At 33.0% G+C, this 23,177-nt stretch carries 25 protein-coding genes; 9 read left to right on the top strand and 16 right to left on the bottom strand.

The annotated features are described in order from the left end of the window. Nucleotides 1–64: 64 nt before the first annotated feature. The 3 genes from ACQ654_RS03570 to ACQ654_RS03580 form a co-directional block, all read right to left on the bottom strand. Nucleotides 65–1,351: a glycosyltransferase family 4 protein gene (locus tag ACQ654_RS03570; protein ID WP_430408942.1), complete on the bottom strand. Its 1,287-nt coding sequence runs from the start codon at nt 1,349–1,351 to the stop codon at nt 65–67. 16 nt (nt 1,352–1,367) lie between these two features. After that, a complete protein-coding gene (locus ACQ654_RS03575; RefSeq protein WP_430408943.1) occupies nt 1,368–3,905 on the bottom strand; it encodes a YfhO family protein in 2,538 nt (845 codons plus the stop codon). 74 nt (nt 3,906–3,979) lie between these two features. Beyond that, nucleotides 3,980–4,234 (bottom strand): DUF4834 family protein, encoded by a 255-nt coding sequence (locus ACQ654_RS03580; RefSeq protein ID WP_430408944.1) that lies wholly within the window; start codon nt 4,232–4,234, stop codon nt 3,980–3,982. Nucleotides 4,235–4,349: 115 nt separating this feature from the next. On the opposite strand from ACQ654_RS03580, the gene ACQ654_RS03585 reads away from it, so the two are divergent. Continuing rightward, complete coding sequence (locus ACQ654_RS03585) at nt 4,350–5,339, top strand: transporter (protein ID WP_430408945.1); 990 nt, start codon at nt 4,350–4,352, stop codon at nt 5,337–5,339. Nucleotides 5,340–5,381: 42 nt separating this feature from the next. Next, nucleotides 5,382–6,500: a GTP cyclohydrolase gene (locus tag ACQ654_RS03590; RefSeq protein ID WP_430408946.1), complete on the top strand. Its 1,119-nt coding sequence runs from the start codon at nt 5,382–5,384 to the stop codon at nt 6,498–6,500. Between the two features lie 95 nt (nt 6,501–6,595). Here ACQ654_RS03590 and hisS read toward each other — a convergent pair whose 3' ends face one another. Then, on the bottom strand, nt 6,596–7,963 hold the full coding sequence (gene hisS / locus ACQ654_RS03595) for a histidine--tRNA ligase (RefSeq protein ID WP_430408947.1): 1,368 nt from the start codon (nt 7,961–7,963) through the stop codon (nt 6,596–6,598). A 244-nt stretch (nt 7,964–8,207) separates the two neighbouring features. Between hisS and ACQ654_RS03600 the strand changes: the two genes are divergently transcribed. Continuing rightward, a complete protein-coding gene (locus ACQ654_RS03600; protein WP_430412997.1) occupies nt 8,208–8,669 on the top strand; it encodes a hypothetical protein in 462 nt (153 codons plus the stop codon). Between the two features lie 172 nt (nt 8,670–8,841). Further along, nucleotides 8,842–8,991, top strand: coding sequence for a hypothetical protein (locus tag ACQ654_RS03605; protein WP_430408948.1), 150 nt, complete (start codon nt 8,842–8,844; stop codon nt 8,989–8,991). A gap of 440 nt (nt 8,992–9,431) precedes the next feature. On the opposite strand, the gene ACQ654_RS03610 is transcribed toward ACQ654_RS03605, so the two are convergent. The 5 genes from ACQ654_RS03610 to rpsF form a co-directional block, all read right to left on the bottom strand. Further along, the gene (locus ACQ654_RS03610; protein ID WP_430408949.1) at nt 9,432–9,902 is read right to left on the bottom strand and encodes a DUF6495 family protein; all 471 of its coding nucleotides are present in this window, start codon (nt 9,900–9,902) and stop codon (nt 9,432–9,434) included. Between the two features lie 105 nt (nt 9,903–10,007). Next, nucleotides 10,008–10,289: a carboxypeptidase-like regulatory domain-containing protein gene (locus tag ACQ654_RS03615; protein WP_430408950.1), complete on the bottom strand. Its 282-nt coding sequence runs from the start codon at nt 10,287–10,289 to the stop codon at nt 10,008–10,010. 98 nt (nt 10,290–10,387) lie between these two features. Then, on the bottom strand, nt 10,388–10,837 hold the full coding sequence (gene rplI / locus ACQ654_RS03620; RefSeq protein ID WP_430408951.1) for a 50S ribosomal protein L9: 450 nt from the start codon (nt 10,835–10,837) through the stop codon (nt 10,388–10,390). Nucleotides 10,838–10,850: 13 nt separating this feature from the next. Further along, complete coding sequence (gene rpsR, locus ACQ654_RS03625) at nt 10,851–11,150, bottom strand: 30S ribosomal protein S18 (RefSeq protein WP_187563951.1); 300 nt, start codon at nt 11,148–11,150, stop codon at nt 10,851–10,853. Nucleotides 11,151–11,153: 3 nt separating this feature from the next. After that, nucleotides 11,154–11,492, bottom strand: coding sequence for a 30S ribosomal protein S6 (gene rpsF / locus ACQ654_RS03630; protein ID WP_298420285.1), 339 nt, complete (start codon nt 11,490–11,492; stop codon nt 11,154–11,156). A 188-nt stretch (nt 11,493–11,680) separates the two neighbouring features. Between rpsF and ACQ654_RS03635 the strand changes: the two genes are divergently transcribed. Further along, a complete protein-coding gene (locus ACQ654_RS03635; protein ID WP_430408952.1) occupies nt 11,681–12,373 on the top strand; it encodes a LytR/AlgR family response regulator transcription factor in 693 nt (230 codons plus the stop codon). 106 nt (nt 12,374–12,479) lie between these two features. On the opposite strand, the gene priA is transcribed toward ACQ654_RS03635, so the two are convergent. From priA to ACQ654_RS03670, 7 genes are all read right to left on the bottom strand, one after another. After that, on the bottom strand, nt 12,480–14,933 hold the full coding sequence (priA, locus tag ACQ654_RS03640) for a replication restart helicase PriA (RefSeq protein WP_430408953.1): 2,454 nt from the start codon (nt 14,931–14,933) through the stop codon (nt 12,480–12,482). A gap of 77 nt (nt 14,934–15,010) precedes the next feature. Continuing rightward, nucleotides 15,011–15,442: a DUF2147 domain-containing protein gene (locus tag ACQ654_RS03645; RefSeq protein ID WP_430408954.1), complete on the bottom strand. Its 432-nt coding sequence runs from the start codon at nt 15,440–15,442 to the stop codon at nt 15,011–15,013. A 9-nt stretch (nt 15,443–15,451) separates the two neighbouring features. Beyond that, nucleotides 15,452–16,018, bottom strand: coding sequence for a chalcone isomerase family protein (locus ACQ654_RS03650; protein WP_430408955.1), 567 nt, complete (start codon nt 16,016–16,018; stop codon nt 15,452–15,454). A gap of 68 nt (nt 16,019–16,086) precedes the next feature. Beyond that, complete coding sequence (locus tag ACQ654_RS03655) at nt 16,087–17,037, bottom strand: YihY/virulence factor BrkB family protein (RefSeq protein WP_430408956.1); 951 nt, start codon at nt 17,035–17,037, stop codon at nt 16,087–16,089. Further along, nucleotides 17,037–17,897, bottom strand: coding sequence for a carboxylating nicotinate-nucleotide diphosphorylase (nadC, locus tag ACQ654_RS03660; protein ID WP_430408957.1), 861 nt, complete (start codon nt 17,895–17,897; stop codon nt 17,037–17,039). The genes ACQ654_RS03655 and nadC overlap by 1 nt, the downstream gene beginning before the upstream one ends. A 140-nt stretch (nt 17,898–18,037) precedes the next feature. Further along, nucleotides 18,038–18,256 carry a hypothetical protein gene (locus ACQ654_RS03665; RefSeq protein ID WP_430408958.1) on the bottom strand — a complete coding sequence of 73 codons (219 nt, stop codon included), beginning with the start codon at nt 18,254–18,256 and terminating at the stop codon, nt 18,038–18,040. A 188-nt stretch (nt 18,257–18,444) separates the two neighbouring features. Beyond that, nucleotides 18,445–18,654 (bottom strand): class I lanthipeptide, encoded by a 210-nt coding sequence (locus ACQ654_RS03670; protein WP_430408959.1) that lies wholly within the window; start codon nt 18,652–18,654, stop codon nt 18,445–18,447. 417 nt (nt 18,655–19,071) lie between these two features. On the opposite strand from ACQ654_RS03670, the gene rlmH reads away from it, so the two are divergent. From rlmH to ACQ654_RS03690, 4 genes are all read left to right on the top strand, one after another. Beyond that, nucleotides 19,072–19,545 (top strand): 23S rRNA (pseudouridine(1915)-N(3))-methyltransferase RlmH, encoded by a 474-nt coding sequence (rlmH, locus tag ACQ654_RS03675; protein WP_430408960.1) that lies wholly within the window; start codon nt 19,072–19,074, stop codon nt 19,543–19,545. A 13-nt stretch (nt 19,546–19,558) separates the two neighbouring features. Beyond that, nucleotides 19,559–20,137: a non-canonical purine NTP diphosphatase gene (locus ACQ654_RS03680; protein WP_430408961.1), complete on the top strand. Its 579-nt coding sequence runs from the start codon at nt 19,559–19,561 to the stop codon at nt 20,135–20,137. A 6-nt stretch (nt 20,138–20,143) separates the two neighbouring features. After that, nucleotides 20,144–21,133 carry a hypothetical protein gene (locus tag ACQ654_RS03685; protein ID WP_430408962.1) on the top strand — a complete coding sequence of 330 codons (990 nt, stop codon included), beginning with the start codon at nt 20,144–20,146 and terminating at the stop codon, nt 21,131–21,133. A 217-nt stretch (nt 21,134–21,350) separates the two neighbouring features. After that, entirely contained in the window at nt 21,351–23,153 is a 1,803-nt protein-coding gene (locus ACQ654_RS03690; protein WP_430408963.1) for a DEAD/DEAH box helicase, read from the top strand. The last annotated feature ends 24 nt before the right edge of the window (nt 23,154–23,177 follow it).

Genomic DNA, 23,177 nt, shown 5'->3' on the forward strand with positions numbered 1-23,177 from the left:
AATTAATTAGTTATATAAATTGATCTTGCCTAATATTCCTTACCAAAATATTAGGCAAGTTTTTTTATGTAAGATTGTGAAGTAACGTAGCCAAACGTTCGGTTAATGCTTTGCGCGAATATTGTTGCAATCCAATTGGTGCCGTTTTTAATTCTTGTCTTTTGTATAAATTATAATATGAAATAATTTGCGCTTTTAACTGTTCCTTTTCAGTATATAAAAAATACGTTCCAGTATTGGTTTCTTTGATGATTTTTGAAATATCAGCACCTGCTGGCCCAAGTCCGATAATTGGTCGTTCGGCTACCATATATTCAAATATCTTTCCTGCAATGATTCCTTTTGTTTTTTCAGCATCAATTTCAATCAATAATAACACACGCGAAGTACGTTGCAATTCCAACGCTTTTTGATGTGAAACATATCCAAAATATTCTGTATAATCGTCTAATCCAACTTCACTAATTTTCTGCTTAATTCCATCACTAATAACTCCTGCAAATTGCAATTGAAAATCAGTTGCAAAATTCTTATTTTCTTGAAGTAATTCTGCTAATACTTCCCATAATATTACAGGATTTCGTTCTGATAACAATGAACCAATATGCGAAATTGTAAATTTTTCACTTAACGGTTTGTGTGCATACTTTTCAATATCATAACCGTTCGTAATAACTTCAATAGGTTGTGTTGTGAGTTTAGAAAACTCTTCTTTTGTTGTAAAGCTCGTCGTTACAATTATATCTGCCGTTTGTAAAACTTCAGCTTCTAACTCTTTGTGTTTTTGTTGAGATTTATCAGTCAATTTCAATGACGAATGGTATCCAATTGTAGTCCAAGGGTCTCTAAAATCTGCAAGCCACTTTATGTCTAATTCTTTTCGCAAGCTAAGTCCGATCAGATGCAAACTATGTGGTGGACCTGTAGTAACGATGGAATCAATATTTTCTTCTTCAAGGTATTTTTTTAAAAACTTTACGGAAGGTTTTATCCAATATTTACGTGCATCAGGAATAAAAAAGTTTCCACGGATATAAAGTAATAACTTTTCGATAAATGTTTGTCTTCCTTTTGCGATAATTCCTTTGCTAATCTTTTTTGTTTTCTTTTTAGAAAAAATGGTTGCAACCGAATAGGGTTCAAAAATTGACTTTTTTAGAATTGTAATATCTTCCGGAATTTCGTCTGAGAATGATGCATCTACAATTGGATAATTAGGATTCTTAGGAATATACACAACTGGTTCAATGTCGAAATTGCGTAAATATTTTACAAATTTCAACCAACGCTGTACACCTGGGCCACCGGCTGGCGGCCAATAATATGAAATAATAAGTACTTTTTTAGGCATAACTTGAGGGGATTAATTATGCTTTTTCTTCTCTCCTATGCTTGAATTCGAAATATAAAGCTCCAATAATTAAAAGTATCAAAATAATTGTACTTGTTAATGAAACTACTATACCTGTAGCAACAATTTTAGGTTCAAATTTAAAATCAATTGTATGTGTTCCTGCCGGAACTTCTAATGCTCGTAACACATAATTTGCACGATAATGTGGCACTAATGTACCATCAATATAAGCGTTCCAACCATGTGGATAATGAATTTCTGAAAATACAGCAAATCCAGCTTCTTTATTTTGTGATTTGTATGTCAAAGCATCTGGCTTATAATCAACCAATTCAATTGTTGCCAATGAATCTTTTACATAAGTTTCTTTTAACGTGTCAGCGGCTTCTTGCCCTTTTCGGAATACAGCTTCACTTTTCGTATTTAAACTAGCTAAAGACAGTATTTCTTCATCTGCGGAATTCGCGAATTTCAAATTATTTACAAACCATGCATTTCCATTTGGATACGGGTTTCTAAGTGCAACAGCGCCAGCGCCAGCTTGATCTTGTTGCCCTTCTAAATCTTCAATAATATACCTAATATTCAACATATTAAGTACATTGATATTGCGTTCGTTCACTTCAAATTTTCCATTTCCATGATCGAGATAGAAATCATATAATTCTTGAAATTGTCTTGGTTTTGCCGCATGATAACCACCTAATGTGTTATGAAAATATGCAGTACGTGAATTTGCCAAACGTAATCTTGGTTCAAATACACGATAATGTCCTTTGTCTTTCAAAATTTGTTTATCAACTTCTAAAGTTCTATAGGGTTGCGAAAATTGTGCTTTGGACACAAATCCTTCCGTAGAAACGTAACCTCTTGCAACGCCAACTAAATCAAATAATAACAATCCTATTAGCAAAACAATTACTAAATTTTCTTTTAACTTGTCTTTGATGAATGCAAATAAAACTGCCGCAGCAAGCAAGATTAAAATTAACGAACGAATTGAATCTTGAGTTAATATGGACACACGATCTTCACGAATGATTTCCATAAATTCTGGACCAAAAACCGCTTGTTCATAATACGCATCATTCAAACCAACAAAATCAAATAAAGCCGTTTTAAACAGGATAAAGAAAATAATAATTCCACCAATAATTCCCGTAGAAAGTAATAAAGCTTTCTTTTTTTGTTCTGTTTTAATTTCTTTATTGAATAAACTTACCAAGGCTAAAACACCCAAAATAGGAATACACAACTCTAAAATGACTTGTATGGACGAAACTGCCCTAAATTTGCTGTACAACGGGAAATTTTCAAGCATAAAATCTGTAAGTCCGCTTAAATTTTTTCCCCATGATAACAATATAGACATTACAATTCCGCCTGCGAGCCACCATTTTGCTTTACTTCTTACCAAAAATAAACCAAGCAATGCCAAGAAAATGATAACTGCTCCAACATAAGCTGGCGCAGCAACAATAGGTTGATCGCCCCAATATGTTGGAATATTTCTAACAATATCTCTAGCTTGCGTTGGAGAAATGTTTCGTTGTAATAAATATTTATATGATTTTGAATTAGTTCCTAAATCTTCAGAACCTGCTCCACCCATAAATCGTGGAATCAATAAATCGAAGGTTTCCATTTTTCCATAACTATATTCTGTTATGTACTCTTTAGAAAGTCCTTGTGTTTCTTTTTTACTTCCATCAGGATTGATTGTTAATTCACTTTTCCCACGAATACTCCAATCTGCATATTGCTTCGTTGTTAATAAGCTTGCTCCGTTAACACCAATTGCCAAAATTACAGCAACAACTAATAAACCAACTGCTTTAAAAAAATGTGCTAATTCATTGTTTTTAAATGCTTTTTCAAAATATTTTTTATTGAATTTAAAGGGTTTTTCTTTATTGAATAAATAATGGAAGAAATACACCAATCCAAGTACTATAACTAACAACATTAAGTAATATGTCATTTGTGGATGCGACGTCATAATTTCCAACGACATGGCGACGGCTGTGAGCAGAAATCCCCAAATATATTTTCGTTGAAACGTCAGCAAAATTCCTGACAATACCAGCGGAAAGTACGCTATAGCATGCGCTTTGGCGTTGTGTCCAACGCCCAAAATAATGATTAAATAGGTGGAAAACCCGAAAGCGACAGCTCCCAGAAATGCCAACTTATAATTGACTCGCATGACCAATAATAAAACGTAAATACCTAAGAAATACAGAAATAAATAATCTGCGGGTCTTGGTAAAAAACGTAAAGTTCTATCTAATGTTTTTATGTATGCATGCGGATACCGCGCTCCTAATAAATAGGTTGGCATTCCTCCAAAAGCATTGTCTGTCCAATACAATTCTTCGCCAGTAGCTTCTCTATAATCGTTTTGTTTTTTTGCCATTCCAGCATACTGAACAATATCTGTTTGCTGTATTTTTTTTCCTTGTAAAACTGGATAAAAGTATGCCAATGACATTCCTACAAAAAGTAAAATTGCTACTACATGCGGAATTATTTTTTTGAAATCTATTTGCACTTGATATTATTTTTAGCGTGTAAATGAATGAAAGCAATATACTAAAACCTTTTTGGAAAGGCTACACCGAAGTATTAATCTACTTCTTCAAAATCTATATATTCACCAACATTTTTAGAAGGTTTAGTTTTTGGCGCTTTATCTATAACCGTTTCTCCTTCTCTTGGCTGTTGTTGCTGATTTTTTGCATGTTGCTTAAATTGTTCCGAAAATTTTTTCTCAGCTTTCTTTGCTACATATCTTAACAAGAATGGCGCAAACAACCTTCCTAAAATACGTAATCCGTATATCGCAAGAATTACAATTGCTATTGTTCTAAGTACTCCCATAATAATTAGTAACCTATATATTTTTTCAAAAATACAATTTATGAAGATTTAATATCGTTTTTACTAGATAAAAAAGTATAATTTTATGTAGTTTTGAATTTAACCCAATAAAAAAATGATGAAAACAAATTCCTTCTTAGCTGTTCTCGGTTTCTTATTTTTATCCACTTCAGCCTTTGCACAATATACAGAAGTGATCAATTCGAATCGTCCTGGAGCTTCTATCAGTGCTTTTTCTGTGGGAAAAAATGTGATACAATTTGAAGGTGGAATGTTTGTAGAACAACAAGAACACAAGAAATTAAATACCGAAGTTAAAGCCTTTGGTTTAGATTTCGCTTTGCGTTACGGTTTGTTTAAAGAACAACTCGAAATTAGTTGGGAAGGTGCTTATCAGTTTGATACGTTTACAAATAACACTACAAATCCTCCATTTGAGTTCAACCGAAACGGTTTTCTATCACACACCATTGGAGCAAAATATATGATTTACGATCCGTATATCAAATCATCATTAGAAAAACCAAATTTATTAAGCTGGAGAGCAAATAATTCCTTCCGTTGGAAAGATTTAATTCCTGCAATTGGTGTATATGCTGGTGCAAATTTTATTTTCTCAGACAATCCATATTTTCCTAGAACAGAACCTTCAATCAGTCCAAAAGTTACGCTCGCTACACAAAGTCATTTTGCAGGACGTTGGGTTTTTGTTTCAAACATTACCTATGACCGAATTACTTCTGACACTAAAGAATTAAGCTATATTTTAACATTAACACATGCGTTTGACAATCCAAAATGGTCTGCTTTTGTAGAACATCAAGGAATTGATAGCGATCGTTATGCAGATGCTTTATTTAGAGTTGGTGGAGCATATTTGTTAGGTGACGACTTTCAGTTAGACGGCGCAATTGGTGCAAGTATAAAAAATACACCAACACGCTTATTTGCTTCTATTGGTATTTCGTATCGAATTGACGATTGGCATGTAGATGAACTTATTCCGATTGATGAACAAGATCCAAAAGGTGATGAAAAGAAGAAGAAAAAAGATGAAGACGAATTGAAAAAATTTGAAGATGATGGAGACGACGGTTCTATCTAACATTTAATACACTTTTTTTCAAACTAACCAAATTAATGATTAATGATTGATATTCGTGAAGCTACTTCTAAAAAGGATTTAAAAACTTTTGTAAAATTTCCATTTAGCATATATAAAGGTTCAAAATATTGGGTTCCACCTATTATTAAGGACGAATTGGAAACTTTTAATAAAGACAAAAACCCCGCATTTTTAGATGCTGATGCACGTTTTTTCTTAGCTTATAAAAATGGGAAACTAGTTGGACGTGTTGCGGCAATTGTCAATTGGATTGAAATTAAAAAACAAAAACTTTCCAAAATGCGTTTTGGTTGGTTTGATATGATTGACGATTTTGAAGTTTCTGGTGCGTTGCTTGATAAAGTTGCCGAAATTGGTCAATCGCATAATCTAGAATACATGGAAGGTCCTGTTGGATTTTCAAATTTAGATAAAGTTGGAGTACTTACTGAAGGTTTTGACCATATTGGAACAATGATTACTTGGTACAATCATCCGTATTACGAAAAACATTTTATTCATCACGGACTCGTTAAAGAAAAAGAATATTTAGAAAATAAGTTTCCGTTTGAGAATGTAAAACCAAAGTTTTTTGAACGTGTGCAAAACTTAGTCAAAAAGCGTTACCAACTTCGTCAGCTCAATTTTACCAAGACCAAAGACATTATGCCGTATGTAGATCAAATGTTTGATTTATTTAACGCTTCGTACGCTTCGTTGTCTTCTTTTGTTCCGATTACCGATATTCAAAAAGCATATTTTAAAGATCGCTATTTAAATTTTATCAATCCAGAATTCATCAAATTTGTCATTGATAAAGATGATCAATTAGTTGCCTTTGCCATTGTTATGCCATCATTTGCAAGAGCTTTACAAAAGATGAATGGAAGATTATTTCCGTTTGGGATTTTCCACTTATTGAAAGCTCGAAAAAAACCAAAAAACATCACATTCTACTTAATTGGCGTGCATCCTGAATATCAAAACAAAGGATTAACGGCAATTCTCTTTATGGAATACTACCTAACATTTACCGAGAAAAATATTGAAACCTGTATCCGAACTCCTGAATTAATCGAAAATACTGCCATTCATCAACTTTGGAAACATTTTGAACCTGTAACGCATAAACGCCGAAAAACGTATAGAAAAAATCTGTAGATTTTTTCAGATGTTAGATCGCTTTGCCTTCAGTATTCAGTATTCAGTATTCAAAAACAATCTCAATACTCAATACTAATTTCTCAATACTAAATTTAAAACGCTGTTAGCACTTCATCAAAAGGAACTTCCAATTGTGTTCCGCTAATCATGTTTTTTACGATACACGTATTGTTTTCCAATTCATTTTCTTTTATAATAATAACATAAGGTATGTTACGCTTATTAGCATAACTCATCTGTTTGTTCATGTTTTTATTATCTGGATACAACTCTGCACTTTTTCCTGCTTTTCGTAAAATCTTGATCAATTTCATAGAAGCAAGTGCTTCTTTTTCACCATAATTAACACACAATACATCTACTTTATCTGTAACAGTTTTAGGAAACAAGCCAAGTTCTTCAAGTACTAAGTAAATTCTATCCAATCCAAACGAAATTCCAACACCACTGACATCTTTCAATCCAAAAATACCCGTTAAATCATCGTAACGTCCGCCGCCGCCAATAGAACCCATTTTTACACCTTCTGGCGCAGCAACTTCATAAATAGCTCCTGTATAATAGTTTAAACCTCTGGCAAGTGTAATATCCAAATCTAAGGTTGCTGTTTCTAAGCCTAAAACTTCAATGGCTTCAAACACAAATTCCAATTCTGAAACTCCTTCCATTCCTTCTTTCGAACTGGAAAGTAATCCTTTTAACTGACTTAATTTTTCATCTAAATTTCCTGAAAAACCAAACAATGGTTGTACTTTTTCTATTGCTTCCACAGAAATTCCTTTGGCGAGCATTTCATTTTTCACACCTTGTTCACCAATTTTATCTAGTTTGTCTAATGCTACTGTAAAATCGATTAGTTTGTCCTTTGCTCCTATTACTTCCGCAATTCCCGAAAGAATTTTACGGTTGTTTATTTTGATCGTAACACCTTCCAAACCTAGGTTTGCAAACACCTTGTCATACAATTGTACAAATTCTACTTCTTGCCAAAGCGACGTTGAACCAACCACATCTGCATCACATTGAAAAAACTCTCTAAAGCGTCCTTTTTGCGGTCTGTCGGCACGCCAAACTGGTTGAATTTGGTATCTTTTAAAAGGAAATATAATATCATTCTGGTGTTGCACTACATACCTTGCAAACGGAACTGTAAGATCATAACGCAAGGCTTTTTCTGCTAACGAATTTGAAAAACGTGCCAGATTTCCATCTTCCAGTGCTTTCAAATCTGCTTTTTTCACTTTATCACCAGAGTTTAAAATTTTGAAGATTAATCGATCGCCTTCTTCACCATATTTTCCCAATAACGTTTCTGATTTTTCGAAAGATGGTGTTTCAATTGGTTGAAATCCAAAACTTTGAAAAGCAGTTTTTATGATATTAAATATGTAGTTACGTTTCGTTACTTCTATTGGAGAAAAATCTCGTGTTCCTTTTGGTATGCTAGGTTTCTGTGCCATGTTTCTGTATTGTGGCGCAAATATAAGTTTATTTTATTTTTTGTGTAACTGTTTAAGGATTGAATGATTGTTAGATTGAAGTATTTCTTAAACTTTTAGGAGATATCCTTGAAGATTTAAAAAATATTTTACAGAAAAAACAATATTATTTTGTAGCCATAGTAAATACCTAATGTAAGAATTAAGTATTAACACTCGTAAATATAACAACCACATAAACTAGTTTTACAATATTATTAATCATATAAAAACTAATCTTATGGGAAACACAATTGGAGCCACTTCTTGGCTAGACAACAACGGACAAATTCACCTTAGAGTGTACAGCTTACAACAATCTAATGGAAAACTACTAGAAAGATGTTGGGATAGTAACAAATGGTACGATGGTAACTTAACAAATCAGTTTGATGCAATTTCTGGTGCTGGAGCAACTTCATGGCTAGATAAAAGCGGACAAATTCATATTAGAGTATATGCTGTTGGTACCAATGGTAAAATTATGGAATTTTGTTGGGATAAAGACAAATGGTACTCAGGAGCATTGAGCAATCAATTTCAAGGAAGTTCAACTCCACAAGCAGCTTCATGGTACGATAAAGATGGACAAGTGCACATCAGAGTATATGCATACAACCAAGACAATGCACAAAAAGAATATGCTTGGGATGGATCAAAATGGTACATCGGTGCATATACTGAATAACTACATTTTTTAACTTACCATTAAAAAAGAGTTTCTTATTTAAGAAACTCTTTTTCTATTATTATTTTTATATGAATGCTGCGTCATAAAAGATTGAAGAAAGAATTTAGTTATTTACTTTTACGGAATAACTTATATTTTTCTAACTTGTTCTCGTTAAGAATTACCAATTATGAACTTCAAACCAATCAACTGCCCAAAATGCAACTTAGCACAACCTCGAATTCGTAAACCAAAAGGTTGGAAAGAAATTTTATGGGGTGGAAATACCTGTGAAAATTGCAGTTGTAAAATGGATCGCTTAGGTAAAGAACGCTCCTAAAACGTTTATTAAATTGTTACAATAAATAATTTTCAAATTGATATACTAATGTTAATTCAATATAATTTTTCCTTAAAATTACTTTCCTTAGTTTTCATGAAAAATATAGTTAAATAACTGAAATACAGATTCTATTTTTTATTTTCTTTGATTGTCTAAAGAAAACGAAACAAAAGAAAAGACACTTTTCCAGAGGAGTTTTTTAACTAAAAAAAGCTAAAAACCGTAAAGCTTTCTCTAAATTTCCTCCAAGGATTCGAAAATTCTTAACGAAAAAACATTACTACACTGCGGAAAAGAATAAAACTCAGTTCCTTTTTATCGAACTTACATTGCATTGAAAACTATTTCATAACAGTAGTATTGCTTATTACAGTAGTAATAGTATTTGATTGAAATATGTTGTGAATATAACTACTGATACAATGAAACTCGATAAACTACGCGGTGATTGATTCAAACCACTGAAATAGTTGTCCTTTTGTAATGTTTGAACCTTGTTGTACCAATGCAAATTTGTCTGCATTACGATCTTCAGAATATGCTTTGTTTGCCGTTAGGATTTCTACTTTTTCAGTTGCATAATTATCACGCAACCAATTAAACCCTTCTTTTGTAGTAATGTCAATACCTTCCTGTAGAATTTTAATGGCAATTAATTTCATTTCATTTTCACCTAAGTGAAATAAATACATGTGTTGAGGCGATACATTTTCAAGATAGTTTGCTTGTTTCAATACACCTTCCCAAACCAAGTCACTAAATACATCTATTTCCTGTTCTGCAACTGCTGGCTTTTCAGTTTTCAACGTTGCCCATTCGTCTGCAGTAATGGATTGTGTTGCTAAGAAGTTGATAAATTCTTGGTGTAATTCTTCTAATTGTTCTTTTGTGAGTCTTGTATATTTCATGTTTCTTTCCTAAAAAAATGTATGCTTTGCTTAAAAAGTCTGCAAATTTACAACATAATAATGCTTCGAGAAATATATTACTGCTTTTATTACCTCAAAATACTTTTAATGAACTCCTGAAGAAGATTCCATAATAATATTAACTCTTGTTGGCTTGTTGGCACTTACCATTATGTCTTTGAATTCAACTGTATTAAGACCTGTCAATACAGCTTTTAAAGAATATTGACCTACTGCTAAGTAATTTATAAGATAGCTTCCATTTGCTCTTGTAACTGCAAGTCTATTTTTATCAGAAGTATTATTTTGAACAGTAATTGTTACCCCAGGAAGTGTCTCTCCATTTTGCAATGTAACTGTTCCTCTAATTTCTCCACTGTTTTCCATAATTGTGATTTTAAATTTATTCCATGAAGATATAAAAAAAAAAGCCACTCAAAAAATGAGTGACTTTCGTATGTAAACAATTAATTAATTGTTTTGTCTTATGCTTCTGCAATAACTTCGAATGGTAAGTCTACAACTACACTTCTGTGCAATCTAACTTTCGCTTCGTATTTACCAGTTCTTTTTACACTTCCACCGATAACTTTGATGAATTTCTTCTCAATAGTATGACCAGCTTTTTCAAGTGCAGTTGCCAAATTGATATTGTTTACAGATCCGAAAAGTTTTGTTCCAGATCCTGTTTTTGCAGTAATCTTAATTTCTAAGTCTAACAATGATTTCGCCATTGCATTAGCCTCATCCACTAATTTTTGTTCTTTATAAGCTTTTTGTTTCAAGTTTTCTGCTAAAACTTTTTTAGCTGAACTTGTTGCTAATGTTGCAAATCCTTGTGGAATTAAATAATTTCTTCCGTAACCGTTTTTCACTGTTACAACGTCATCTTTAAATCCTAAATTTTCAACGTCTTGTCTTAAAATAAGTTCCATAATTGCCTCTAGTTTATTTTAACATATCGCCAACATATGGCATTAATGCTAAGTGACGCGCTCTTTTCACAGCTACAGACACTTTTCGTTGATATTTTAATGAAGTTCCTGTCAAACGACGTGGTAATAATTTACCTTGTTCGTTTACAAATTTGATTAAAAAATCTGGATCTTTATAATCGATATACTTGATACCAGACTTCTTAAAACGACAATATTTCTTTGCCTTTGTAGTTTCTATGTTCAAAGGAGTTAAATACCTGATTTCTCCTTCTTTTTTTCCTTTTGCTTGTTGTTCTATTGACGACATAATTTCTTAAGATTTAGCGGTTTTTCTATTTCTTCTTTTCTCTGCCCAAGCAATTGCATGTTTGTCTAACCTTACAGTTAAATAACGCATGATACGCTCGTCACGTCTAAATTCTAGCTCGTAAGGAGTAATAACTTCTCCTGGTGCTTGGAATTCGAATAAGTGATAGAAACCACTTTTTTTGTGCTGAATTGGGTAGGCTAATTTTTTTAGTCCCCAATCTTCTTTTGAAATCATTTTTCCACCTCTAGAAACAACGAAATCTTCAAATTTCTTTACTGTTTCCTTTATCTGAGTTTCAGATAAAACGGGATTTAAAATGAAAACAGTTTCATAATGATTCATAAATACTATTTTTTTAATTAAAAATGAGCGCAAATGTAATGTTTTATTGTTTGAATGCAAACAAAAAACTATCTTTTTTTTGTGCAAATATGTAATAAAATCAGTAATAAATACGCTAATTTGTTGTGTCTTTAATTTATTTTTTATAACATTGCATGTACCCAAATTTGATAAAATCGCTTTTACATATGAAGCTTAACTGTATTATCGTAGACGATTCTTCCATACAGCGAATGGCTGTAGCGAAGTTGACGCTAAACCATCCATCTTTAAACCTCATTGCTGAGTACAGCAACGCTATTGAGGCTAAGAATGGATTGAAGACAAATAATGTCGATTTAATCTTTTTGGATATTGAAATGCCTGTTTTAAATGGATTTGATTTGCTAGAATCATTAAAAAATCCGCCACAAGTAATTATGGTTACCGGAAAAACCGAATATGCTTTTAAAGCGTTTAACTATGATGTTACTGACTTCTTACACAAACCTTTAACGAAAGATCGTTTTGATAAAGCCATTGCTCGTGCGTTGGACAAATCTAATTATGGAGCGAAAAGCACTGAAGATGATGATCATATTTTTGTGAAGAGTAATTTGAAGAAGCGCAAAGTAATTTTAAACAGTATTAAATGGATTGAAGCGTTAGGCGATTATGTAAAGTTGGTTACTGACGATAGTAATATTGTAGTTTTATCTACTATGAAAGCTTTTGAAAAGCAATTACCTGAAAATAAATTTTTACGAATTCACAAATCTTATATCGTGAATTTAGACAAAGTTGATCGTTTTAATAGTAAAAATGTTGAAATTTCTGGTCAATTAATTCCATTGAGTAGAAATAAGAAAGTCGAACTTTCAGAAGCACTTTCTAATATTTAGTCTTCGACTTCGCTCAGACTCCATACAATTTTCTCCGAAAACTACTCGAAATGACGATGTGTGTTTTTACTTTTTCAATACTAAATACTGACTTCTCAATACTGTTTTAAACCGTATCCACATCAACAATAACGCGTACACTTCTGTAGCTTGCAATGGATGAAAAACTGTTTTTTACACGTGTGATTACGTCTTTGGTTTTTGCTAACGATTGTTGTTTCGGGATTTTTAGTAAGATATGCTTCAGGTACAAGTTTCGAATTCGTGCTACAGGCGGAAATTCTGGACCTAATACATTATCACCAAAACTGTTACGAAGCGACTTTGCAAACCAAGCCGCACTTTCATTTACACGATTGTACTCTTTGTGTTTTACTGTAATTTTTATCAATCTGTAGAATGGTGGATAGTGAAATTGTCGTCTGTCATTTAATTGATCTGTAAACATTCCTTCGTAATTACCAACCGAAACTTGTTGTAGTATTTGATGATACGGATTGTAGGTTTGTACAATGACTTTTCCTCGTTTTTTGGTTCTTCCAGCTCTACCGGCAACTTGCTGAATTAGCTGAAAACTACGTTCATGCGCTCTAAAATCTGGAAAGTTTAGCATACTATCCGCATTCATGATTCCGACTAAATTCACATTTCTAAAATCCAGCCCTTTTGTCAACATTTGCGTTCCAACTAAGATTTGAATTTCCTGTTGTTCAAACGATGAAATTATTTTTTGATACCCGTATTTTCCACGTGTTGTATCTAAATCCATTCGACCAACTTTTACATTGGGCAGTAACTCTTTTAGTTCTTCTTCTATTTGTTGCGTTCCAAAACCTTTGGAATCTAATTCGTGACTTCCGCATGCCAAACATTGTTGTTGCATGGCAATGTGATGACTACAATAGTGACAACGCAATTGATTTTTGTAGTGATGATACGTTAAACTCACATCACAGTTTGGGCATTGTGGCGAATGTCCGCAAGTATTACATTCTATAATGGGCGCATAACCACGTCTGTTTTGGAATAAAATAACTTGCTCGCCATTTCCGATAGTTTCTTCTATTTCTTCTAACAAACGATCTGAGAAATGACCTTTCATACGCTTTTTACGATGCTTCTCTTTGATATCAACTAATTCCATGTCTGGCAATAAAACATCACCATAACGCCGTGTAATCGTCGCTATAGCATACTTGTTTACCTTTGTATTGTAATAACTTTCTATGCTTGGTGTTGCAGATCCTAGTATTATTTTTCCGTGATGCAGTTTTGCCAATACAATTGCCGCATCACGCGCATGATAACGTGGCGCAGGATCAAATTGCTTGAAAGAAGTTTCATGCTCTTCATCTACAATAACCAAACCCAAGTTTGAAAACGGTAAGAATAGTGAAGAACGCGCTCCAAGGACTATTTGTGCTTTCGGCTTGTTATCCAAGACATTGTTCCAAACCTCAACACGTTCATGAATGGAATATTTGGAATGATAGATGGCAACTTTTTCACCAAAATAGTTTTGCAATCTGTCAATGAGTTGTGTTGTTAACGCGATTTCTGGCAATAGATATAATACTTGTTTACCAGTAGCTATGATTTCTTCAATGAGTTTTACATAGACTTCCGTTTTCCCAGAAGATGTGATTCCGTATAGCAAACAAACATCTTGCGTTGTAAATGCCGTTTTGATGGTTTCATACGCTTCCGCTTGATATTGATTGAGTTGTTTTGAAGCTTCTACTTCTTCTCCGTCATACACCACTCTATCTTTCTGAATGTAATATGCTGAAAGAATTTCTTTGTCAATCAAAGTTTTTATGACTGCCGAACTCGTGTTGCTTTGTTTGCTTAGTTCTTTAACCGTTATTGGTTGTTTTGTCGTTGCAGAAAGTGAGAATAACGTAAGAATGACTTCACGTTGTTTTTTAGCTCTGTTTAATGAATCTAGTAGTGTTTGTAAGCTTTTTTCATTTGTATAATTGGCGTGAAGCTTTACATACCGAACTAATTTTGGTTTGTATTGCTCGTAAATTTCTTCATATACTTGAATGACTCCTTTTTCAATTAATCGTGTTAAAACAGGTAACACTTTTTTCTTACCGAGAATTGTACTGATTTCTTGAATTTTTAATAGTGATTGATGCTGTAATGCTTCAAAGATTAGAAATTCATCATCTTTTAAGCTGCTTTCATCAACCTCATTATCAACACGTTTAGATATAATTGTTTCACTTTCTAACAGAAAAGCACTTGGAACTGCCGAACGAAATACTTCGCCTAAACTAGCCATGTAGTAGCTGGAAATCCATTCCCAATGTTGCAATTGTTGCTTGGTAATGATTGGAGTTTCATCAAGAATTTGCTGAATTTCTTTGGCTTCGTAAACTTCTGGAGCAGTTTGATGAATTTTGTAGACCAATGCTGTGTATACTTTGCTCTTTCCAAACGGAACAGCTACACGCATTCCTTGCTGTAGAAAGTGTGCTTCAGCTTCTGTAATACTGTACGTAAACAGTCGCTGTAGCGGAATTGGTAATATGACATCAATGAAATAAGCCATTGCTCAAAGGTAGGTACTTTACATAAAAAAACCACTCTTTTTTTGAGAGTGGTTTTCTATATTTTTTAGGGTTGCTATTATTCTACACGAAACCAATTTTGAGTTCGGTATAGAAAGGCTACATAACCTCGTACATAGAGTTTATTTTTATCATCCGCATCAAGCCAAAGTTTACATTTGTATTCTTTTCCTTTTTCTGGATCAAGAATTTTTCCACCTTCGTATTCGTTATCATCTTTGGAAAGTCCGTTAATAATAACCATTCCTAGCACTGGCTTGTCTTTTCGGTTATCTTTACATTTTTCGCATATACCATCACGTTTTGCAGGATTTAGAATTTCGATAACCTTTCCGTAGATTTTTCCATCTTTTTGATAGATTTCTACAATAGATTTTGCTTCTCCTGTTTCGTCATCGATCGTTTTCCATTTGCCTTCAATACTTTGCGAAAAAGCAACTTGAAAGCTCAAAAGAAATACAGTAGCAAGTATGTAAAGTGTGTTTTTCATTAGTTAAAGTTAGTTTCCTAACATTCCTTTTTTAAGCTTTTTATCAGCAGGTTTATCAGATAACCAAATTCCGAAAAGTGCTTTTTTGAACTCCATTCCTGAGATTGCTCCTTTTTTCGTTCCGTTTTTGTAAACCATAACGCCGCTTCCTTTGATATATACAATATCGAAGATGTCTCCATCATTGATTTCGTCACTAAAGAAACCTTTAAATTTTTCTATTTCTGCCGAAATTGACGCTGTTTTTCCACCTGTAGAGTTTTCAAAACCTTCATCTACTGCATCAATCATTTTTTTACTAGAAATTAAACGTGATGTAATGTGTAATTTGATTGCCATTGACGCGTCTGCTTCGATAATATCTTTTGCATCACTTGATTTTTTTGTCAAATACAATCCGCCAGAATATAACTTAAACCAAGCTTTTTTTCGAACGCCTGCTCCATTATACATAAGTTCCTGACCTTCAAAAGTTACTGTTTCAGGAAGTGTCGCTGCACCAATTTCTATTTGTGCTTGTGAAACACTCATTCCTACGATTAGAAAAGCGAATAACGCATAAATTGTCTTTTTCATTTTAATATTGGGTTTGTTTATAATTACGTGTTGTAAGATACCATTTTTTATTATGCAAACATAATACTTTATGTGATCTCTCTTTTTAATTTTAACATATCTATGGAAGCATTTAACTCGAATCCTAACAGTAATATATTAGCATTCAACCATATATACATCATTAAAATTAATAATGCTCCAATAGAGCCATATAATTCATTGTATTGTGAAAAGTTAGAAATATAAATTCCGAACAAATACGATGTCAATACAATGAGTACTGTTGTGAGTAAAACGCCAGGTGAAAAGAATTTTGCTCTTCGTCCTTGATACGTTCCAAAATGGTATAGAATTGCTGTTCCAATGTAAATGATCAAAATTACAAAGAGAAATTGCGCAATACTGATTGCAATTTGATCACCATTCGTTACATTTAATCCTGTCGTTTTTCCTGCAAAATTACTTATGTATGGAATGACATATAGCTCTACATATCCTAATACTACTATTGTAAAAATCAATAACAATGCCAAAATTAATCCAACACCCAAAGCGAGCGCATATTGCCTAAAAAATCTTCTTCTTTTTTGAATGTAATATGAGTTTTCAAATCCTGCAAAGATAGCACTGACACCATTTGCCATTAAAAAGATAGAAAGTAAGAATGTAGTAGAGAGCAATCCTCCACGTTTGTTTTTTACAATATCTACAATGATTTCATTAAAGAAGCTTGACGTTTCATTGGGTAGAAATGAAGTGATTGTTCTGATAAATTCTGCTTGAAAGTCTTCAATTGGAACGTACGGTAATAAATTTAATAAAAATAGCAACGATGGAAATATTGCCATAAAGAAACTAAACGCCACCGCGCCCGCACGAGAGGTCAACGCACCATTAATGATTCCGACAACATACATTTCTATTAGATCATAGAGAGACAAGCCTTCGAATCCAGGAAGTTTTATTTTCTTGAGCAAGGCTACTAAGAAGTTTAGTATCGGAATTTTGGCTAATTTGTCTTCGATGTCTTTTGACATTATTCAACAGCTTTTAGACTTAAATCTAAATTGTATACAGAATGTGTGAGCGCACCAGAAGAAATGTAATCAACTCCACAAAGTGCGTACTCGCGAATGGTTTTTTCATTGATTCCACCTGAAGATTCTGTCAAGCATTTATCTCCAATCATTTTAACGGCTTTTCGTGTATCTTCGTAATTGAAGTTGTCAATCAAGATTCGATATACACCTTCGGTTTGAAGAATTTCTTCTATTTCTTTCAGGTTACGAGCTTCTACAATAATTTTTAAATCGTGATTATTTTCTTTCAGATACGCCTTTGTTTGCGTTATTGCTTGCGTTATTCCTCCACAAAAATCAATATGATTGTCTTTTAACATTATCATATCATACAAGGCAAAACGATGGTTGACGCCACCACCAATTTTTACAGCCCATTTTTCTAAAGCTCTGATTCCAGGTGTTGTTTTTCGAGTGTCTAGTATTTTTGTTCCTGTTCCTTCTAAAAGTGTCACAAACATATTAGTTTTTGTTGCAATAGCACTCATACGTTGCATAGCATTTAATACCAAACGTTCAGCTTTTAGGATCGATTGTGATTTTCCAGTAACATAAAACGCAATATCTCCATATTTTACATTGCTTCCATCTTCAATTAGTGTCTCCACTTTCATCTCTGGATCGACGTAATTAAACACCATTTTTGCAAATTCAATTCCTGCAATAATTCCTTCATCTTTTACCAATAGTTTTGCTTTTCCTGTGGCTGTATCTGGAATACAAGCTAACGAACTGTGATCGCCATCACCAACATCTTCACGGATAGCATTTGAAATTATTAGTTCTAATTCTTTTTGAAATTGCGTTTCTGAAATCATATTTTCGTTTAAAATAGTATTTATACCAAAATTGCAACGTTTAAATTGCATTTCAAAATTGTAACGGATAATTATTGGAAATAAAAAAGCATCACCTTTTCAGATGATGCTTTTACGGCTTTATTTATAACGACTTATGCTTAGTAGCAAGAACCACATGTTCTGTCAAAATATGTTCTATCTCCTGTACAAATACAGTCTGTATGCGGAATAGATACTGGTGGACAGCCAATACTGTGTGGAATTGGACCTGAAGGCTGACAAGCACCACCGCTAATTCCACCTTTAATACTTCCATTTCCTACTCCCGAAATTGTGTTTTTGCTAATGCGCAACTTTTTTAAACTCTTTTTTTTCATGATTTTAAGTTTTAATGATTCATATTTATTTTTGAAGGCTTTAACTTACCCTTACACAAGTTAAAACTTATATTTACAACGCTTGATTCAACATGTTTAGTGTGAATAATGAATAGATTATGAAATTTTTAACAAAAAGCACCACCATTTCTGATGATGCTTTTACATCTATTATATATTGAATTGGATTAACAGTGAAAACTGTCGTCTGAAGAACACCAGCAATTAGATCCGATATCTCTTGATTCTGTCCAACAAATTGTTTCAATAGTGATTGGTTGCGGATCAGCAACATTACAATTACGACTTCCAGGTGGTCGTCCACCTTGTAAAGCTGACAAGTTTCCAATTGTTTTCTTAGATAAACTTAATTTACCGATTTGATTCTTTTTTTTCATAATTTCAAATATAAAATGGTTAAAATTTCTATTTAAAAATACTAAGATTTGACATTTGTTAAAAATGAAACTTATGATGTTTTATAAAACATCACTATGATTTTGCTTCCTAAAAATCGATCAATTAATAACATCAAAACGTTATCTAAAACAAAAAACACCATCTTTTGAGGATGGTATTTTTTGAATAGAAAAACTAAGTTTTCTTCAATCTTTTTTCTTTTTCATGGTTCTAAGACCTTGCAATTTTTTGTAAATTTAATTATTAAATTCCTATAAAACAGCCAACTAACTATTAGTAATTATTATCTACATCATTAACAACTTTTATACATAAAATAGTTTACATAAAAAAATACTTATAAAGTGATCTAATTTGATAATTTGTATTTTGCAGAATTCATTTATTTTTGAAGTATGAATATTAAAGTACTTGCCATAGGGCGAACGGACGATACGCAATTGCAACAACTAATTGATTTGTATGTAAAACGGTTATCGCATTATGTGAAATTTGACTTGGATATCATTCCTGACCTCAAAAACACAAAGAATTTGAGCGAAGCACAACAAAAAGAAAAAGAAGGCGAATTAATTTTGAAAAAACTCGCTCCTACGGATATTTTAGTGCTGTTAGACGAGAATGGAAAACAGTTTACTTCCGTAGATTTTTCAAGTTATTTACAAAAACGCATGAACTCAGGCATTAAAACGTTGGTATTTGTAATTGGCGGACCGTATGGTTTTTCCGAGTCCGTTTACGCGAAAGCACAGGGTAAAATATCGTTATCAAAAATGACCTTTTCCCATCAAATGGTACGTTTATTTGTTGTAGAACAAATTTACAGAGCCTTTACTATTTTAAGAAACGAACCGTATCATCATCGATAGAAATTATAAGTTTATGAAACTCGTATTTGCAACCAACAATCAAAATAAAGTCAAAGAAGTACAATCGTTACTTCCTGATCATATTACTATTTTAAGTCTAAAAGATATAGGCTGTAAAGAAGACATTCCAGAAACACAACCAACTATTGAAGGCAACGCCATTCAGAAAGCACAATATGTAAAAGAACATTATGGCTATGATTGTTTTGCAGATGATACAGGTTTAGAAGTAAACGCTTTAAATGGCGAACCCGGCGTTTTCTCGGCACGCTATGCAGGTTTGCAACGAAATGCAGATGATAATATGAATAAATTATTGAGCGAATTGCAAGATAAAAATGATCGTTCTGCACACTTTAAAACGGTTGTTGCGCTAATTTTAAATGGCAAACAATATACATTTGAAGGAATTTGTAAAGGAAGCATCATCAAAGAGAAAAAAGGCGAAAAAGGTTTTGGCTACGATCCAATTTTTATGGCAAATGGATTTGATGAAACCTTTGCACAAATCTCTCTTGAAGAAAAAAATCGTGTGGGACATCGTGGAAAAGCGGTACAAAAATTGATTGACTTTTTGAACACCAAAAAATAATTAATCTTGACAACGTACAGACTTTTGCTCGCTTTAATTCCACTTTTTATTAGTTCTTGCACCAAAACAGTCACTGAAACTGTCATTGAAAAGGAAATCATATACCTACAAACGGTAAATGATACTTTGTTAAGAGTTCATACTCCAAAAGCAAATGGCGATCAGTATCAATTTAAAATTCTACAAAATAACAACCCAATAACTTTTAAAAGAGTTACTCATCTAAAAAAATCAAGTTTTGAATATTTTGATAGCATATACAACATCAAAAGTTCTTTTACTAACAAAAAATTAGAATTAAGCAAATACGATGAATATATAGAAAAAGCAAGTTTTATCAATATTTCGCTTCCTGCTATAGATAACAAAACAGAAGAAAAATTTGTCATAAGAAGATTATCACAAACATATCAAGATTTAAAATTGAGAGGTATTCAAGGTAGTAAACATAATCTCCAAATTTATAATCCAAATTCTCTAGCTATTCCTCTATATACATTGATTTTCCATGGAGACGAGTTATTAGCTTACAACGGTTTAGACTACATTATTTCAATAAAATATGGTTGTTGCATGAGCACGAACACATATGAATTATTTGATTTCAAAGGAAATTTCATCGTAGGTTCAAATCACAGTATCAAAGAAATTAATACCAAAGACAAAACCTATTTTATTGGAGTATTAAAACCTGATATTCCAGATTTTCCAACTATTTTCATTCAAGATTCTAATAAAAATACACAATACGTAAGTTTATCAAATATCAATGTAGATAATATTGCAGGTGAAGAGTTTTATCTAAAATTTAAAAGTGAAAACAAACCAAAGATAAAAACCAATAGTCCGTTATTATCTAAATATAAGCTTAATGATCTAGACGATCTCGAAATTTGGATTCCATTCAACAAAAAAGACACCTTAAAAATTCCGTTCAAAAACCAAAAAGCATTTGGCGTTAATCATTCACAAATACTTATTTCGCTTCCGAAATAAAATTAAAAACCTGATTTACAACAAAATATATAAAAATATCATACATATAAAATCATTATGCATACATAGCAATAAATCAAAATAAAACACTACCTTTGCCGCTTGAAATCCCAGAGCGGGATGAAGTTATGCAGCGTCAAGGTATTTAATAAGGTCGTGCGCTCCATGTAACTTCTCAAGACAGCAAGAAGCTGTACGAACCTTTATAAATTACATTATGACAAAATTTGAAGAATTAGGTCTTCAAGACTCGCTTTTGCGTGCAATTCAGGATATGGGCTTTGAAACGCCTAGTGAAGTTCAAGAAAAAGCAATTCCATTATTACTTAACGAAGATACAGATGTTGTAGCACTTGCTCAAACAGGAACTGGTAAAACAGCCGCGTTTGGTTTTCCGTTAATTCAAAAAATTGATGCAAATAGTAGAACTACACAAGGATTAATCCTTTCTCCTACACGTGAATTGTGTTTACAAATTACAAACGAATTAAAAAACTACTCTAAATACGAAAACATTAATGTTGTTGCTATTTATGGTGGTGCAAGTATTACCGATCAAGCGAGACAAGTAAAGAAAGGTGCACAAATTGTTGTGGCTACACCTGGACGTATGCAAGACATGATCAATAGAAGATTGGTTGATATTTCTAAAATAGAATATTGCATCTTAGATGAAGCGGATGAAATGTTAAACATGGGATTCTATGAAGACATTACAGCTATTTTATCACACACACCAGATGATAAAAGCACATGGTTATTCTCCGCAACAATGCCAAGAGAAGTATCTACCATTGCAAAAAAGTTTATGCATTCTCCAAAAGAAATTACGGTAGGATCGCGTAACTCTGGTTCAGATACAGTAAGTCACGAATACTACGCAGTAAGCGGAAGAGATCGTTATTTAGCATTAAAACGCTTGGCAGATGCCAATCCAGATATATTTTCAGTAGTTTTCTGTAGAACAAAACGTGATACACAAGCAGTTGCTGAAAAATTAATTGAAGATGGTTACAACGCGGCGGCAATTCATGGTGACTTAAGCCAGAATCAGCGCGACTTAGTGATGAAATCATTCCGTACACGTCAAATACAAATGTTAGTTGCAACCGATGTTGCGGCTCGTGGAATTGACGTTGATGATATTACACACGTAATTAACTATCAACTTCCTGACGAAGTAGAAACCTACACGCACCGAAGTGGTCGTACTGGTAGAGCTGGAAAATCAGGAGTTTCAATAGTAATTGTTACAAAAAGTGAAATGCGTAAGATAAAATCTATCGAGCGAAAAATTCAACAAAAATTTGAACAAAAAGCCATTCCTACTGGAATTGAAATTTGCCAAATTCAATTGTTTCACTTAGCAAATAAAATTCATACTACAGAAGTAAATGAAGAAGTAGAAAAGTTTTTACCTTCTATCAGCGAAATTTTCGAAGATACTTCAAAGGAAGAATTAATCAAACGTATGGTTTCCGTTGAATTTAACAGATTCTTCAATTACTACAATAAAAAACGTGATTTAAATCAGCCGAAAGGAAACAGTGAAGACAGTTCATCTCGTGGAAGAAGTAACGAGCACAGCACACGTTATTTCATCAATGTCGGTGAAAAAGATGGATACGATTGGATGCGTTTAAAAGATTTCTTAAAAGAAACATTAGATTTAGGACGTGATGATGTGTACAAAGTTGATGTAAAAGAGAGTTTTTCTTTCTTTAACACGGATGTTGACAAAAAAGAACGCGTTTTAGAACACTTTACAGACTTTAAAGTTGACGGACGTTTTGTAAACGTAGAAGAATCAACCAATACTGGCGGCGGCGGTGGAAACCGAAGACGTTCTGGCGGTGGTGGCGATCGTAGAAGACGTTCTGGCGGCGGAGATAGTGGCGGTGGAGATCGTAGAAGAAGAGATCGCAGAAGTGAAAATTCATCATCTGATGGTGGAAGACGAAGACGAAGCGGCGGAAGCGAAAGCGGTGGCGGATTCAGAGGAAGATCAAGAAGAAAATAACAGAATACTGTTAATATTAAGTAA

It is taken from the genome of Kordia sp. (genome assembly GCF_965283645.1).
Taxonomy (GTDB): Bacteria; Bacteroidota; Bacteroidia; order Flavobacteriales; family Flavobacteriaceae; genus Kordia.

Excerpts from the sequence above, each read along its gene's own strand:
- ACQ654_RS03570 (WP_430408942.1), bottom strand. The coding sequence starts at position 1,351 with ATGCCTAAAAAAGTACTTATTATTTCATATTATTGGCCGCCAGCCGGT.
- ACQ654_RS03580 (WP_430408944.1), bottom strand. The coding sequence starts at position 4,234 with ATGGGAGTACTTAGAACAATAGCAATTGTAATTCTTGCGATATACGGA.
- ACQ654_RS03585 (WP_430408945.1), top strand. The coding sequence starts at position 4,350 with ATGATGAAAACAAATTCCTTCTTAGCTGTTCTCGGTTTCTTATTTTTA.
- ACQ654_RS03590 (WP_430408946.1), top strand. The coding sequence starts at position 5,382 with ATGATTGATATTCGTGAAGCTACTTCTAAAAAGGATTTAAAAACTTTT.
- hisS (WP_430408947.1), bottom strand. The coding sequence starts at position 7,963 with ATGGCACAGAAACCTAGCATACCAAAAGGAACACGAGATTTTTCTCCA.
- ACQ654_RS03605 (WP_430408948.1), top strand. The coding sequence starts at position 8,842 with ATGAACTTCAAACCAATCAACTGCCCAAAATGCAACTTAGCACAACCT.
- ACQ654_RS03610 (WP_430408949.1), bottom strand. The coding sequence starts at position 9,902 with ATGAAATATACAAGACTCACAAAAGAACAATTAGAAGAATTACACCAA.
- ACQ654_RS03615 (WP_430408950.1), bottom strand. The coding sequence starts at position 10,289 with ATGGAAAACAGTGGAGAAATTAGAGGAACAGTTACATTGCAAAATGGA.
- rplI (WP_430408951.1), bottom strand. The coding sequence starts at position 10,837 with ATGGAACTTATTTTAAGACAAGACGTTGAAAATTTAGGATTTAAAGAT.
- rpsF (WP_298420285.1), bottom strand. The coding sequence starts at position 11,492 with ATGAATCATTATGAAACTGTTTTCATTTTAAATCCCGTTTTATCTGAA.
- ACQ654_RS03635 (WP_430408952.1), top strand. The coding sequence starts at position 11,681 with ATGAAGCTTAACTGTATTATCGTAGACGATTCTTCCATACAGCGAATG.
- priA (WP_430408953.1), bottom strand. The coding sequence starts at position 14,933 with ATGGCTTATTTCATTGATGTCATATTACCAATTCCGCTACAGCGACTG.
- ACQ654_RS03645 (WP_430408954.1), bottom strand. The coding sequence starts at position 15,442 with ATGAAAAACACACTTTACATACTTGCTACTGTATTTCTTTTGAGCTTT.
- ACQ654_RS03650 (WP_430408955.1), bottom strand. The coding sequence starts at position 16,018 with ATGAAAAAGACAATTTATGCGTTATTCGCTTTTCTAATCGTAGGAATG.
- ACQ654_RS03655 (WP_430408956.1), bottom strand. The coding sequence starts at position 17,037 with ATGTCAAAAGACATCGAAGACAAATTAGCCAAAATTCCGATACTAAAC.
- nadC (WP_430408957.1), bottom strand. The coding sequence starts at position 17,897 with ATGATTTCAGAAACGCAATTTCAAAAAGAATTAGAACTAATAATTTCA.
- ACQ654_RS03665 (WP_430408958.1), bottom strand. The coding sequence starts at position 18,256 with ATGAAAAAAAAGAGTTTAAAAAAGTTGCGCATTAGCAAAAACACAATT.
- ACQ654_RS03670 (WP_430408959.1), bottom strand. The coding sequence starts at position 18,654 with ATGAAAAAAAAGAATCAAATCGGTAAATTAAGTTTATCTAAGAAAACA.
- rlmH (WP_430408960.1), top strand. The coding sequence starts at position 19,072 with ATGAATATTAAAGTACTTGCCATAGGGCGAACGGACGATACGCAATTG.
- ACQ654_RS03680 (WP_430408961.1), top strand. The coding sequence starts at position 19,559 with ATGAAACTCGTATTTGCAACCAACAATCAAAATAAAGTCAAAGAAGTA.
- ACQ654_RS03690 (WP_430408963.1), top strand. The coding sequence starts at position 21,351 with ATGACAAAATTTGAAGAATTAGGTCTTCAAGACTCGCTTTTGCGTGCA.